The sequence below is a fragment of the Gracilibacillus salitolerans genome, from assembly GCF_009650095.1.
Classification (GTDB): Bacteria; Bacillota; Bacilli; order Bacillales; family Amphibacillaceae; genus Gracilibacillus; species Gracilibacillus salitolerans.
In genome coordinates this window covers 2,779,278-2,793,987 of sequence record NZ_CP045915.1, presented here as the reverse complement: position 1 = coordinate 2,793,987, position 14,710 = coordinate 2,779,278, and the positions used below count along the sequence as shown (strand labels likewise).

The 14,710-nt window shown below is 36.1% G+C and carries 12 protein-coding genes and 6 tRNA genes; 15 read left to right on the top strand and 3 right to left on the bottom strand.

Annotated elements, in window-relative coordinates; all coding sequences use genetic code 11:
* Positions 1-119: 119 nt before the first annotated feature.
* Positions 120-1,064, bottom strand: coding sequence for a 4-hydroxy-3-methylbut-2-enyl diphosphate reductase (locus GI584_RS13295; RefSeq protein WP_153791511.1), 945 nt, complete (start codon positions 1,062-1,064; stop codon positions 120-122).
* 136 nt (positions 1,065-1,200) lie between these two features.
* Between GI584_RS13295 and GI584_RS13290 the strand changes: the two genes are divergently transcribed.
* Both GI584_RS13290 and GI584_RS13285 read left to right on the top strand, forming a co-directional pair.
* The gene (locus GI584_RS13290; RefSeq protein ID WP_100360208.1) at positions 1,201-2,514 is read left to right on the top strand and encodes a DEAD/DEAH box helicase; all 1,314 of its coding nucleotides are present in this window, start codon (positions 1,201-1,203) and stop codon (positions 2,512-2,514) included.
* A 17-nt stretch (positions 2,515-2,531) separates the two neighbouring features.
* Positions 2,532-3,425 (top strand): deoxyribonuclease IV, encoded by an 894-nt coding sequence (locus tag GI584_RS13285; protein ID WP_100360209.1) that lies wholly within the window; start codon positions 2,532-2,534, stop codon positions 3,423-3,425.
* A gap of 180 nt (positions 3,426-3,605) precedes the next feature.
* Here GI584_RS13285 and GI584_RS13280 read toward each other — a convergent pair whose 3' ends face one another.
* Complete coding sequence (locus GI584_RS13280) at positions 3,606-3,893, bottom strand: DUF2624 family protein (RefSeq protein WP_228552241.1); 288 nt, start codon at positions 3,891-3,893, stop codon at positions 3,606-3,608.
* A 183-nt stretch (positions 3,894-4,076) separates the two neighbouring features.
* On the opposite strand from GI584_RS13280, the gene GI584_RS13275 reads away from it, so the two are divergent.
* A complete protein-coding gene (locus GI584_RS13275) occupies positions 4,077-4,784 on the top strand; it encodes a lytic transglycosylase domain-containing protein (protein ID WP_153791510.1) in 708 nt (235 codons plus the stop codon).
* Positions 4,785-4,869: 85 nt separating this feature from the next.
* Entirely contained in the window at positions 4,870-5,289 is a 420-nt protein-coding gene (locus GI584_RS13270; RefSeq protein ID WP_153791509.1) for a DUF4190 domain-containing protein, read from the top strand.
* Between the two features lie 41 nt (positions 5,290-5,330).
* Here the strand turns inward: GI584_RS13270 and ispG are convergent, their stop codons facing one another.
* A complete protein-coding gene (gene ispG / locus GI584_RS13265) occupies positions 5,331-6,434 on the bottom strand; it encodes a flavodoxin-dependent (E)-4-hydroxy-3-methylbut-2-enyl-diphosphate synthase (RefSeq protein WP_100360213.1) in 1,104 nt (367 codons plus the stop codon).
* A 250-nt stretch (positions 6,435-6,684) separates the two neighbouring features.
* On the opposite strand from ispG, the gene GI584_RS13260 reads away from it, so the two are divergent.
* The 11 genes from GI584_RS13260 to GI584_RS13210 all read left to right on the top strand — a co-directional run bounded on the left by GI584_RS13260 (position 6,685) and on the right by GI584_RS13210 (position 14,628).
* On the top strand, positions 6,685-7,338 hold the full coding sequence (locus tag GI584_RS13260; RefSeq protein WP_100360214.1) for an NfeD family protein: 654 nt from the start codon (positions 6,685-6,687) through the stop codon (positions 7,336-7,338).
* A gap of 499 nt (positions 7,339-7,837) precedes the next feature.
* A complete protein-coding gene (locus tag GI584_RS13255; protein ID WP_153791508.1) occupies positions 7,838-9,469 on the top strand; it encodes a Na/Pi cotransporter family protein in 1,632 nt (543 codons plus the stop codon).
* A 165-nt stretch (positions 9,470-9,634) separates the two neighbouring features.
* Positions 9,635-9,709: transfer RNA gene (locus GI584_RS13250), tRNA-Asn, on the top strand.
* 4 nt (positions 9,710-9,713) lie between these two features.
* Positions 9,714-9,787, top strand: a tRNA-Met gene (locus GI584_RS13245).
* Positions 9,788-9,804: 17 nt separating this feature from the next.
* A tRNA-His gene (locus tag GI584_RS13240) sits at positions 9,805-9,880 on the top strand.
* A gap of 17 nt (positions 9,881-9,897) precedes the next feature.
* A tRNA-Ile gene (locus GI584_RS13235) sits at positions 9,898-9,974 on the top strand.
* Between the two features lie 4 nt (positions 9,975-9,978).
* A tRNA-Ser gene (locus tag GI584_RS13230) sits at positions 9,979-10,071 on the top strand.
* 34 nt (positions 10,072-10,105) lie between these two features.
* A tRNA-Phe gene (locus GI584_RS13225) sits at positions 10,106-10,181 on the top strand.
* Between the two features lie 168 nt (positions 10,182-10,349).
* Positions 10,350-10,961, top strand: a complete 612-nt coding sequence (sodA, locus tag GI584_RS13220) for a superoxide dismutase SodA (protein WP_153791507.1) — start codon at positions 10,350-10,352, stop codon at positions 10,959-10,961.
* Positions 10,962-11,190: 229 nt separating this feature from the next.
* Positions 11,191-12,420 carry an MFS transporter gene (locus GI584_RS13215; protein ID WP_153791506.1) on the top strand — a complete coding sequence of 410 codons (1,230 nt, stop codon included), beginning with the start codon at positions 11,191-11,193 and terminating at the stop codon, positions 12,418-12,420.
* Positions 12,421-12,483: 63 nt separating this feature from the next.
* Positions 12,484-14,628 carry a peptidoglycan D,D-transpeptidase FtsI family protein gene (locus GI584_RS13210; protein WP_153791505.1) on the top strand — a complete coding sequence of 715 codons (2,145 nt, stop codon included), beginning with the start codon at positions 12,484-12,486 and terminating at the stop codon, positions 14,626-14,628.
* Positions 14,629-14,710: the final 82 nt, after the last annotated feature.

Sequence of the window (14,710 nt, the reverse complement as noted above, 5' to 3'; positions counted from 1 at the left end):
GCTGAGTGCTTGCATACGCTACGGCAAGATTCTTTGCGGTTTATGTATTTTGTGGCGGGCGTTTGTTTTATTTATTATCTGATAAAAATAAGAAGCAGGCACCTTAAGGCGCTTGCTTCTTATTTTTTAGCTTTTACTTTTGGTAAGATCTTATCTTTCTTTACTTTTGATGTGCGATCCCATGTTTCAGGAATATTTGGGTCATATTGTTCGATGAATTTGATCACTTCTTTTGCAATTGGTGTCGGTGTAGAAGCACCAGCAGTCACGGCAACTTTTGACACACCTTCTAACCACTCATATTGAATTTCAGATACATCAGCGATTCTATATGCTTGAGTACGTGCTTTTTCAATTGAAACTTGCGCTAAACGGTTAGAGTTATTACTACGTGGATCTCCGACTACTAAAGTTAAATCGGCATCCTTTGCTTGTTCTGCTACAGCTTCTTGGCGAACCTGGGTCGCCATACAAATCTCCTGTTCCATCTCTGTTTGTGGATATTTTTCTTGTACTTTTAGCATTACATCATAAACATCCCACTGACTCATCGTCGTTTGATTGGTCACTAATACTTTTTCTGAATGGAGATGAAGATTATCAACATCTTCCTGATTTTGTATTAAGTGAACATGATCCGGCGCTACACCTACCGCACCTTCAGGTTCAGGATGCCCTTTCTTACCAATATAGACAATTTCATAATTTTCTTTTACTTTTCCGCGAATCAAATCATGTGTTCTCGTAACATCCGGGCAGGTTGCATCAAGCACAGTTAAACCTTTTTCTTCTGCACGTTTTTTCACTTCCGGAGAGACACCATGTGCGGTGAAAATAACAGTTCCATCTTTAATTTCTTCTAAAAGCTCTCCACGATTTTTCCCATCTAATGTGTAAACTCCTTGTTCTTGAAAGGCGTTGGTTACATGCGAATTATGAACAATCATACCAAGTATATAAATGGGGCGAGGTAGATTGGGATCCTTCACTGCATTCTGAGCAATTACCATTGCATCGACAACTCCATAGCAATATCCTCTAGGAGCAATCTTAATTACTTCCATTGTGGTTCCCCCTCTGTACTTTCTACTAGAGATCAAGTAAAATGTTTAATAGCGGACTTGAATTTGTCCAATACTTATATTATAAAGGTATTTGCTACAATTGACAAAGATAATTGTTAACTAGAAGGAGAATAACATGGAAAAGCATTTATTTAGACAATATGCATTGGATGATTGGATGAATGAAGTGATCGGTAAGTTAGGATTTAATGAGCCCACTGCTATTCAAGCCAAAGTCATTCCAGAGGCTTTAAAAGGAAAAGACATTATCGGGCAATCGGAAACTGGATCAGGTAAGACGCATGCCTTTTTAATCCCACTATTAAATAAAATTGATATGAATCAATCCGGAACACAGATTGTACTCACTGCACCAACAAGGGAACTTGCAATTCAAATATATGATGAAGTGAAGAAAATTATGCAATTTTCCGGAAATGAGGATGTCTGGCGTGCAAAGTTAATTATTGGTGGAACTGACAAAAAACGAATGGTTGAAAAAATGAAACAAGCCCCACATATCGTAGTAGGGACGCCTGGACGTATTTTAGATTTAGTTCAAGGCGGTGTATTAGATATTTATTCCGCCCATTCCTTTGTGATGGATGAAACAGATTTAATGTTGGAATTAGGGCTGATTGAAGATATTGACAGGATACTTACAAATGCAGATCCTGACATTCAAGTAATGGTGTTTTCAGCTACTATTCCGGAAAAATTACAGCCATTTCTCAAGAAGTATTTACATGCACCGCTTTATGTCAACATTGATGATCGCTTAGCTCCAGAGAAGCTGGAACATCGTCTGATTGATCTTAGACATCGCGAGGAAGCTGATGTCATTTTTGAAATGTCCAAGGTGATTCAACCATATTTAGCTATTATTTTTACGAATGGTAAGGAAAATGCCAACCAACTATCGGAAAAATTACAGGCTAAAGGGTTAGAAGTTGGGCTCATTCATGGTGGTCTTAACCAACGAGAACGTAAGAGAGTCCTAAAAGAAATTCAGCAGTTGAAATATCAATATATTGTCGCTACTGATCTCGCAGCCCGTGGTATTGATATTAAAGGTGTCAGCCATGTGATTAATGCGCAATTACCAAAAGAAGAATCATTCTACTTGCATAGAGTAGGCAGAACCGCTCGTGCAGGTATGGAAGGCACAGCGATTAGCCTTTACCATGAAGAAGATATTTCACTTATTAAGAAATTAGAGAAAAAAGGATTAACCTTTACGTTTTATGATGTCGTCAAAGGGGAATGGCGTGAAGCTAAAGCATGGAATGTAAGGCAAAAGCGTGAAAGAGTTGAAAATGAAGTTGAGAAAAAAGCATGGCAACAAATAAGAAAACCGAAAAAAGTGAAGCCAGGATATAAGAAAAAAATGAAAAAACAACAACAAAAAGTAAAGAAGAAAATAGAAAGAGATAAATATAAGAAAAAATAGAAAAGGTGAGAGGTATTATGGTAAAGATTGGATCACATGTATCAATGAGTGGAAAGAAAATGCTTTTGGGTTCAAGTGAAGAAGCGGTATCATACGGTTCAACTGCTTTTATGATTTATACTGGAGCTCCACAAAATACTAGAAGAAAACCGATTGAAGAGTTAAATATCGAAGCAGGCCGTCAACACATGAAGGATAATGGTATTGATGATATTGTCGTACATGCGCCATATATTATTAATATTGGAAATACGACAAAGAAAGAAACATTTGAACTAGGTGTAACCTTTTTAAAGAATGAAATTGATCGTACCGAAGCAATTGGAGCTAAACAAATCGTACTTCATCCAGGTGCACACGTTGGGGAGGGTGTTGATAAAGGTATCGCCAAAATTATTGAAGGGTTAGATGAAGTACTGGATCCAAAACAAGATGTTCAAATTGCATTGGAAACAATGGCAGGTAAAGGATCAGAAATTGGTCGAAGTTTTGATGAACTAGCAAGAATTATCGATGGAGTAACACATAATGAGAAGCTTTCCATTTGTATGGATACTTGTCACATCCATGATGCTGGATATCCGATTGTGGATGATTTTGATGGTGTTTTAAATGAATTTGACAAAATAATTGGTCTTGATCGTTTGAAAGTAGTTCATATAAATGACAGTAAAAATGTACAAGGTGCAGGAAAAGATCGACATGAAAATATTGGATTTGGGCATATTGGATTCGAGACGATTCATAAAATTGTCCATCATGATCAATTAACAGAACTGCCGAAGATTTTAGAAACTCCTTACGTTGGAGAAGATAAGAAAAATAAAAAACCTCCATATAAATTTGAGATCGAAATGTTGAAAAATGGTTCTTTTGTTACAGATTTGAAAGAACATATTGTAAATCAGTAATTTATACTCAAAAATATTAAGCAACTGGAATATACTTGCTCTCCATGGATGAATTCTCTTTAAAGTTCACTGTCACCATAAGTGTTGTATATTCCAGTTGAAAAATGTATAAAATAAGTTATATTATCAGCCCGTTTCAGTTACGATGGAATGGGTTTTTTTCGTTAGTATAATACTTTATTATTTGAAATAATTTTCTACCCCATACTCTTTTATCATTTTGTGAAATAGCTGTTGGCAAGCTTTGGCTGTTTTGATATCTGTGATTTGAGCTAATTTTTTCAACATTTGTGCTCGATCTTCTGCAATCGTTGGATCATAACTGCTCCGTTGTAAATGGCTGGATATTAATTTCGCCTGATCTTCCGTAACTGAAATATGATATTTGTGGGCGTATTCCGTTATTTCCTTTGCACTGATATTCTTCAATTTACTAATTATAATACGTTTCGTTAAACCGTTCATCATAAAAAACTCCTTTATTTTTTGTTTCAATTATTTTATGCAATAATGTTTAAGTGTTGTGCATAAGGGTAATAAGAGTAGAGTGTGAATCACTTGCATTAATCGACATTTTTCGCTAACATGTAGCGCTGTAGATATAACTACAATGTCGAGCAATGCTTTGACAACAAAGGAGTGTATAGTTACATGACAGAAAAGATGCAATGGATTAGCATTGTATTGGCTTTGGTGCTTGTAGGTTGGAGCTATTATCAAGTAAATTCATATAAATCAGAAATGCAAGCACTGAAGAAAGATAAAGTCGAATTAGAGCAAGAGGTGCAAAATGTAGAATCTCAAGCTCAATATATCTTAAATCAGGCTAATCAAAGAGAAATTGAATTAACACATGAAACATGGCCAAAATATTTTGATATAGCAGAAGTCATGGTCGATGAAAGTGACGGAAAATTCATGAGACCATGGGCAATTTATTTAGTGAAAGAAGCTGAAACGTATGGCATCGATCCATTTATTGTCTATGAACTGTTAAAAATTGAAACAGGCAACAGTTTTGATCCGGAATTAGTTGGTCCGGAAACAAAATATGGTCATGCATATGGAATGGCTCAGTTTATGAAAAATACAGCACCATGGATAGCGGATATGGCGGATATGCCATATGAAGATGATCTTTTATTTGATCCGTATTATTCCATAAAATTATCTTTAGTTTATATTGATTATTTGTATGATCAATATGACAATTGGGACGAAACGTTGACAGCCTATCACCGTGGTATGGCAGGCTTAGAGCAATATAAGCTAAAAAATGGCCATGCGAATAGTGAATATTCCACACGTATTCAGACAAATGCCAAAAAATATAAAGAGTTTGTTGCATACGCGCCGTAATTGGAAGTAGAATTTACCACGTAAGAGCGAAATGAAATAAGGCATACTAAAAATGTACCTCTAAAAGAAAGGGAGGGTTTATAGTATGCCAGAACATCAGGATCCACAACGACGTGTTGAGAATGCACCCAAAATCGATAATGGACATATCGATGAAGCACCGCAGTCGAAACAATTTGTAAATACTGATGAATTATATTCAGTAGATGAGGCATATAAGAGGGAAGCTGAAGCGTCTGCTGAGTTATCAGCAAATGAATTTAATCGTCCGATTGAGTCTGAAGAACAAGAAACCGAAATGCAGTCAGATGTCAATACTGCATATGGTTGGGCTGGTTTAGTTTTAGCATTAGCTTCCTTTTTTGTTTGGCCACTAATTCTGGCTATTGGTGGTATCGTCTTAGGGTTCATTTCTAGACGACAAGGTGCCAATACCCTAGGTAATGCGGCTATTGTAACGGCGATTGTTTCTATATTAATTTCGCTGATATTTATACCGTTATAAATAATAAAGGCAAGCCTTTAATGGCTTGCCTTTTTAAAATATTATACTTCTTGTGTTTCTTCTTTTTGTTTTTGTATATATTCTTCAGCTATTTTATCTACTTCGACTTTTAGTTCTTCTACCATCGTATCTTCTGGTACTTTTCGAATAATTTCTCCATGTCGGAATAATAAACCTTCTCCACGAGCACCTGCGATACCAATATCTGCTTCACGGGCTTCCCCTGGGCCATTTACAGCACAACCAAGTACTGCTACTTTGATCGGCGCTTTAATGGTGGAAATATACTCTTCCACTTCATTTGCAATCTTGATAAGATCAATTTCAATTCGACCACAAGTTGGGCAGGAAATTAATGTTGCAGCGTTTGATGCTAAGCCAAAGGTTTTTAATAATTCTTTGGCAACTTTTACTTCTTCTACAGGATCAGCACTTAAAGAAATACGCATGGTGCTTCCTATGCCTTTACTTAGAATTGCACCCATACCAGCAGCACTTTTTATACTCCCAGCAAAAAGTGTTCCTGATTCAGTAATTCCTAAATGTAAAGGATATGGAATAACTTCAGCTGCTTTTTCGTATGCTTCAATTGCTAGCTTAACATCTGATGCCTTTAAGGATACAACAATGTCATGAAAATCTAGATCTTCTAAAATTTTTATATGATGAAGTGCACTTTCAACCATACCGTCAGCGGTTGGATAACCATATTTTTCCAAAATGTGGCGTTCAAGAGAGCCAGCGTTTACACCAATTCGAATAGGAATACCTTTATCTTTTGCAGCATTTACTACTGCTTCCACTTTATCTCTCTTTCCAATATTACCTGGGTTAATACGAATTTTATCTGCGCCACCTTCAATTGCTTTTAGCGCAAGTTTATAATTAAAGTGAATATCAACTACTAAAGGAATATTGATTCTTTTTTTGATTTCAGGAATTGCGTTAGCTGCACGTTCGTCTGGACATGCTACACGAACTATTTGGCAACCAGCTTCCTCAAGCCGTTCAATTTCCTTAACGGTTGCATCGACATCGTGTGTTTTTGTAGTTGTCATGGATTGGATAACTACTTCATCCTTACCTCCAACCATCACATTTCCTACTTTTAGAGGTCGTGTATTTTTTCGATGTATTAAAGCCATAAATAAAATCGCTCCTTTAATTCAGTTTCCAAAAATTCCATACATATAAAATGGTAAATTGCTGTTAGAACCTTCTAAATCAACAATAATCAGTGTCAGAAATTCATTACCATTGTCCATTATAAAGGTTAAAATAAGAAAAGAGAAGTATCAAACCTTAATCTTAAAGAAAAAATAATAATTTGAAACTAATCGATACTTCTTATCGTATGTTATGATAGATAAAAAAAAGCCGATATGAGGTGAGCAAATGTTTACGATAACTGCTGATTGGATGAGTTTTGTCATCGTTGCTCTAGCAACACTTTTTCTTATTGGTGAACTACTCGTCAATGCAAAAGGCATTTTTAGTCTTTTAGGTATTGGATTTATTACCATTTATTTTGCTTCATTTTTAGATCCTGGTATGTTTTTTATCATGATTATTATTTATTTCTTTGGATTAATGTTAATGGTGATTGATGGTAAAGTTTTAAATGATGGAACATTGGCAGTAATCGGTCTTGTATGTATGATCGTTTCTGTTGGATTCACCGCTCCTAACTGGATTGCTGGCTCATATGCAATTATTGGTGTATTTATTGGTGGCGTCAGTTCGTTTGGATTTTTAAAAGTTTTTAAGAAACGTCAGATGTGGACAAAGATAACGTTGTTTGATCAACTTACAGATGAAGCAGGGTACTCCAGTATCAATCAATCCTATAAAGAATTAGTCGGTAAAACGGGAATAACGACAACGGATATGAGACCGATTGGAATGGTATTAATCGATGAGAAAGAATATAGTGCAATTACACAAGGGAAATGGATCACCAAAGATACTGAAGTGGAGATTGTAGATGTAGACGGAACAAAAATTCTAGTAAAGGATAGAAAAATAGTAAAAGAAAAGTCTGTTGACTAAAAGCAGGCTTTTTTCTTTTGTCATAATAATCTAATCAAGTGGATTAGTTTCACTTTCCTCTAACGAAATGAGTTTGTACAAGTACTCCGGCAAGATACTTCGTTTTCATCCAAGGAATAAGTCTACATCTGCTTTAGCAAGCTTCCTACGATTATCACTCGTTTCCTTGGAGCAAAAAACGATTCTATCGCGGACTTCGGACACTTGCAGTTTCATGAAGGTTCTTCAAGTAAAAATATCATAAATTTTTGTCAAAAAGACTATTATTATGTCCAAATATTGTTATAATGAAATTGTTTGTTAAGGTTTTGTAAATTTTCAAGAAAGTCCTTTACAAATCCTCAACAAATCATTAATAATGAATGGTGTGCGAAAGAATTTGTCTAATTTTGTCGTTGTCTTATATAGATATAGAAAAATAAAAAGAGAAAAAGCAATACTTTCGACACATTGGTCATACTAAAGAAAGACAAAGTTTTGTGAGAAGGGATGAACACTGTTGGATGTAAATGTACAAGCTATGATTTTTGAGTTTATCGGTGGTTTGGGGATATTTCTTCTAGGTATCAAGTATATGGGAGAGGGGCTTCAAAAAACTGCTGGAGACCGTTTGCAGGAAATCTTGGATAAGACAACAAGTAATCCATTTATGGGTGTACTAGCAGGTATCTTTGTAACAGTTCTATTGCAAACCAGTACAGGAACAACGGTACTAACAGTAGGCTTAGTAAATGCAGGATTCATGACGTTAAGACAGTCTATCGGTGTAATTATGGGGGCAAACATTGGTACGACGATGACCGCATTCATTATTGGTATTGAAATTAAAGAATATGCGTTACCAATCCTTGCAGTTGGTGCACTTATGTTATTTTTCTTAAAAAATAATAAATTATCTAATATTGGTTTAACGATATTCGGATTCGGTTCCTTATTCTTTGGGCTTGATTTAATGGGCTCTGGGCTTAAGCCCTTAAGAGAAGTTCAAATGTTCCATGATTTAACACTAAGTATGTCAGAAACACCTATCTTAGGTGTTGTGATAGGTACAGTGTTCACTGTAATTGTACAAAGTTCAAGTGCAACCATTGGTATTTTACAAAGCCTTATGACAGAAGGGGCTATTGAACTAAAGGCAGCACTGCCAGTGTTATTCGGGGATAATCTTGGAACTACAATAACAGCAGTCATCGCTTCAATCGGTGCAACTGTAGCCGCTCGCCGTGCAGCACTAACTCATGTTATTTTTAATTTAATTGGAACGGTTATTGTGGTAAGTTTCCTTGGGTTCTACACAATCTTTATTGATAATTTACAAGGATGGTTAGATCTTAATCCGGCTATGACAATAGCGTTTGCGCATGGTATTTTTAACTTTAGTAACACGATCATTCAATTTCCGTTTATTGGGTTTTTAGCCTTGTTAGTAACTAAGATTATTCCAGGTGAAGATACAGCAGTAAAATATAAGCCACAGCATTTAGATCCAATATTCATTAACCAATCACCATCTGTTGCCTTAGATCAGGCAAAATTAGAAGTTATTCATATGGGTAAATATGCGATTAAAGGGCTTGAAGAAACAAGTATGTTCCTAAATAATAACAGTCAGAAAAATGCGGAAATGGCTGTGCAATTAGAAGGAGCATTAAATAATTTAGACCGTGAAATAACGTCTTACTTAGTTGAATTATCAGGTACGAATTTTTCAGAAGCAGAACGTAACAATCATTCAGCATTGATTAATTCTGTACGTGATATTGAACGAATTGGAGATCATTTTGAAAACATCACAGAATTAGTTAATTACAAAATATCTAACAAAGTTGATATTACAGAGCAAGGTATGATAGACCTAAACGAGATGTTTGATTTAACGATCAGTACAGTGAAAGAGGCTATTAAGGCATTAGAAAACATGGATAGAGAAGCAGCATTAAATGTTGTGCAAAAAGAAAACGAAATAGATAAAATGGAAAGAAGATATCGCAAAAAACATATAATTCGTTTAAATGAAGGAGCTTGTAATGGTGCAGCCGGTATTGTATTTGCTGATATTATCAGTAACCTTGAACGAATTGGTGACCACGCTGTCAACATAACTGATGAAGTACTAGGCGAAAAACATTAATTACGATCATGTTGGAAGTAGTCTTCTGACTGCTTCCTCCATGTTTCATTCTTGAATATACTGGTTTCCAGAAATTTTATTTTAAAAAAACACACAAAACTATTGACGAATAAATCTTGCTGTGTTAAATTATTAAATGTCGCTTCAGTGATTACATAATTTCATTCCACAGTAGCTCAGTGGTAGAGCAATCGGCTGTTAACCGATCGGTCGTAGGTTCGAATCCTACCTGTGGAGCCATTTTGGCGGTGTAGCTCAGCTGGCTAGAGCGTACGGTTCATACCCGTGAGGTCGGGGGTTCGATCCCCTCCGCCGCTATTATAAAAATAACGATGGCGATCGTGGTGAAGTGGTTAACACATCGGATTGTGGTTCCGACATGCGTGGGTTCGATCCCCATCGGTCGCCCCATATAACAAATATTATAAGGACCCTTAGCTCAGTTGGTTAGAGCTATCGGCTCATAACCGATCGGTCGCAGGTTCGAATCCTGCAGGGTCCACCATTGCGGAGGAGTACCCAAGTCCGGCTGAAGGGAGCGGTCTTGAAAACCGCCAGGGGCTTCACGGCCCGCGGGGGTTCGAATCCCTCCTCCTCCGCCATACATAATCATTGTAGAAAAACATCATATCGTTTGGCTCGGTAGCTCAGTCGGTAGAGCAACGGACTGAAAATCCGTGTGTCGGCGGTTCGATTCCGTCCCGAGCCACCATTTTAACAAGCTAACATAAAAAGCTTGTTTTTTTATATTTAATGAATAAGACATAAGAAAACATGAGCTTGTAGATGCTAAATATTTGCATTTTATTTTAGTGATTTGATACCATTTGCCATAGAGAGATTTTTATACTTTCTAATTAAAAAATAGGAGGAATGAAACATGGCAAACTTTACATTACCAGAATTACCTTATGCATATGATGCATTAGAGCCTCATATTGATAAGGAGACAATGAACATTCATCACACCAAACACCACAATACTTATGTCACCAAATTAAATGCTGCACTGGAAGGTCACGATGATTTAGCAAACAAATCAATTGAGGACATTCTTGCAAATCTAGATGCCGTTCCAGAAAACATCCGTACTGCAGTTAGAAACAATGGCGGTGGACATGCTAACCATAGCTTGTTCTGGACTTTGCTATCACCAAATGGTGGCGGTGAACCATTAGGCGAACTTGCGGACAATATCAACTCTGCTTTTGGTAGCTTTGATAAATTCAAAGAAGAATTTGCAGCAGCTGGAGCAGGTCGATTTGGTTCAGGTTGGGCTTGGCTCGTAGTAAATAATGGTAACCTTGAAATTACTAGTACACCTAACCAAGACACTCCTATTTCAGAAGGTAAAACACCGATTTTAGGATTAGACGTTTGGGAACATGCATACTATCTTAAATATCAAAACAAACGTCCTGACTACATCGCTGCTTTTTGGAATGTTGTAGACTGGGATAAAGTAGCAAGCTTATATAACGAAGCGAAATAATAAAAATAAATCAAATGAGGGGCTATGGTTTAAAACTATGGCCCTGTTATTTTGAGCTTCTAACGCTTTTTTCCTCGTGATATCTCCTAGTATTTGTTCTTTCCTTTTTTTCTAATTTGGACATGGCACTTTTCTTACATAAAGTTGAAATGACTTTCTTTAGTTGATAAATGTATATCTGCTACTTTCTAGACCAAAATAAAGGTTAGATTGTAGTGAGGTGTAAATAATGAGCGAAATGGTGAAAAGATCGAAAAAAACAATGCCGAATAGTAAAGACCTAAAGTTATTATTAACAATAGGTGGTTTATATGCTCTAGCCACATTTTTATCTAATACTTTTGTTAATATTTTCTTGTGGAAACAGTCAGGAAATTATATTGATATCGCCATATATAATTTGTTTGTTTATATCCTGCAGCCAATATCTTTTGTTATTGCTGGAAAGTTTGCAAAGAAAGTCGATCGAACCATTATTATCAGAACGGGTGTTATTTTTTTATCGATTTTCTATGTGACCGTTTTGTTAGCAGGTGATAACGCTTCACGCTTTCCTTATGTGTTAGGTGCTATCTTAGGGATAGGTTACGGTTTTTATTGGTTGGCATTTAATGTATTAACCTTCGAAGTTACTGAGCCTGAAACAAGAGATTTTTTTAATGGAATTCTAGGCACGTTACAATCCTTAGGTGGGATGATCGGTCCATTCTCTGCTGGTTATATAATTACGAGGCTTGACAATTTCCAGGGATATAGTTTGATTTTCTTTATATCCTTTTTTTTATTTTTAATTGCAGTAATATGTTCGTTTTTTTTAAAGAAAAGAAAAGCGACTGGAAAATTCTTCTTTAAGCATGTAGTGTTTGAAAGAAAAACTAACCAAAACTGGCGAAATATTTTGTATGCTCATATTTTTCAAGGGTTAAGAGAAGGATTATTTATTTTCATGGTGGCCATTTGGGTATACATCGCAACTAATAGTGAATTTGCGTTAGGCGGGTTTAATTTAACTGTTTCATTGTGTTCGTTTATCGGTTATTTTATGGTAACTAAATTCTTAAAGGTCGAACATAGAAAACATGCAATCTTACTTGGTGGAGTTTTGTTATATATAGGTGTTGGGCTATTTGTTTTCCAGACAGGTTATTGGATGTTACTAGTATATGGAGTAGTCGTAGGATTTGCATACCCTATTTTCAATGTTCCTTTCATTTCATTGACGTACGATATTATTGGAAAAGCAAAAGGTGCAAGAGATTTTAGAATAGAGTATATAATTATCAGGGAATTATTTGTTAACTTTGGCAGGGTGTCAGCGATTGTGATTTTTATTATCAGTGTTTCTTTGGTTGACCCCAAAATCATGATTCCGATTCTGTTATTAACTATTGGTGGCGGTAACTTATTTGCTTATTATTTCGTACAAAAAACAGATTCCTCTATTTATACTGGTAAATAGATAGTAAAGGTTTTGGGATCATGTTATAATAAATGGGATGTTTTTCATTAGGGGGAATGTGGGATGGACCAGCATCCGGATTTAAAAAAGAAGAAGAAAAAATTAAAAAAGAAAAAGGCTCAACTGCCTTTTCGATTAAATATATTATTCGTGACCGTATTTCTTGTTTTTTCATTGTTAATTGTACAATTAGGTGTTGTTCAGATACTTAATGGGGAGGAAGCCCAGCGACAGATTAATCAAACAGAAAATACTCCATCTGAAAAACCAGTACCAAGAGGGAAAATGTATGACAGTGATCATGATCTGATATTAGATAATAAAGCGGTCAAGTCGATCACCTATACACCTCCAAAAAACGGTGATTCCGCAGAAGGTCGGCTTGAGTTAGCTGAAGATTTAGCAGAATATATAACGATTATTAAAGATGATGATGAACTTGATAAAACAATTCGAGAGCGTGATAAGAAAGAATACTGGTACTTAAAAAACAGAGAGGAAGTTCCTGACCTATTAACAGAAGAAGAAAGGGAAAATCTTGACACGGGAGATCAGTATCAAGCAGAACTTGATGCAATTACGGAAGAACATTTGGATGAATTTGATTGGACACCCGAACTATTGAATGTACTTGCAATTAAAAAAGAACTAGATTCTGCTTACGAATTATCTCCACATGTTGTAGTAAATGAAGGTTTAACGGATGAGGAATATGCTCAAGTGGCAGAACACTTAAATGATTTGTCAGGTATAGACGCAGTAATTGATTGGGATAGAGAACCTTTGTATGATGGAACATTAAGTTCTTTTTTTGGGAATTTAACATCCTCAGATGAAGGAATACCTCGTGAGAATAGCGATTTTTATTTATCAAATGGTTACACATGGAATGATCGGGTAGGTACTAGTGGACTTGAAGAACAATATGAACATGTCCTTAGAGGAAGAAAGGAAAAAGTACAATATACTACGAATTCGAATGGAGACGTGATTAATTCTGATGTTGTCGTTGAGGGTGAAAGAGGAAAAGACCTTGTTCTTGCTGTCGATATGGAATATCAGTCTGAAGTGGATAAAATAGTTGAAGAAGAGCTTCGTACAGCGATAAACAATCCTGCAAACAATACCGGTTACCTTAAGGATGCATTGGCTGTTGTAATGGACCCGCAAACTGGTGATATTTTAGCATTATCTGGTATACGTTATGATGATGAGAACGATGAATATGTTAATCAGGCATATAGAACTATCTATGATTCTCATGAGCCAGGTTCTGCCATTAAAGGTGCGACAGTTTTAGCTGGTTATCAAGAGGGTGTGATTGATATTGGCACACATATGGCTGATGGAATGATCAAAATTAAATCAACACCACCATTTAAATCTCACAGAGACTTAGGGCCGAGCATTTCTGATATACATGCTATCCAAGAATCCTCCAACGTCTATATGGCAAGAATTGCGATGAAGATAGCTGGAGCTACTTATCGTTACGAAGAGCCTCTTTATAATTTTGATTACAGTGCCTTTGACACGATGAGAAATTATTACAGTCAATTTGGGCTAGGAGTGGAAACTGGCATTGATTTACCATTTGAAGCAAGTGGTGTAACTGGTGTTGATCCTGCTCAGGGGAATTTGCTTCACTTATCTATTGGTCAATATGATACGTATACTACTTTACAGTTGGCACAGTATGTTTCAACTATTGCAAATGACGGATATAGAATGAAGCCCCGTCTGGTTAAAGAAATCAGGGAACCTGGTAATGGAGATGGATCACCAGGTAAAGTTATTGAGTCCTTCAGTCCAGAGGTATTAAATCGTGTTGATATGGACGATAAATATATAGAACAAGTACAAACCGGGTTTAGACGTGTATTTACCAATGGAACAGCTCAAAGCCAATGGAATAACTTCCCTTATGAAGTAGCTGGTAAGACAGGTACAGCACAGAAACCAAAATATGATTATGTCAATGATGACTTCGTACAAGTGGATGAGACTGAAAATTTATCATTAGTCGGTTACAGTCCAGCTGAAAATCCAGAGGTTGCTTTTGCCGTCATCGTTCCTGAAAATGGGACAAATAATAGCAGACATAGTGTCCATCATGCAATTGGTAAAAGAATTATTGAAGCATACTATGATTTTAAAGATAAAAGTGACGAAGAAAAACAAGAGCAAGTGGAAAACGATGATGAGTAAGAGGATAAAAAATCGGAACTAGTAATCTAGTTCCGATTTTTTTTATTGTTGAAAAAGAAGATAGTTTTTAGATTAAACTACT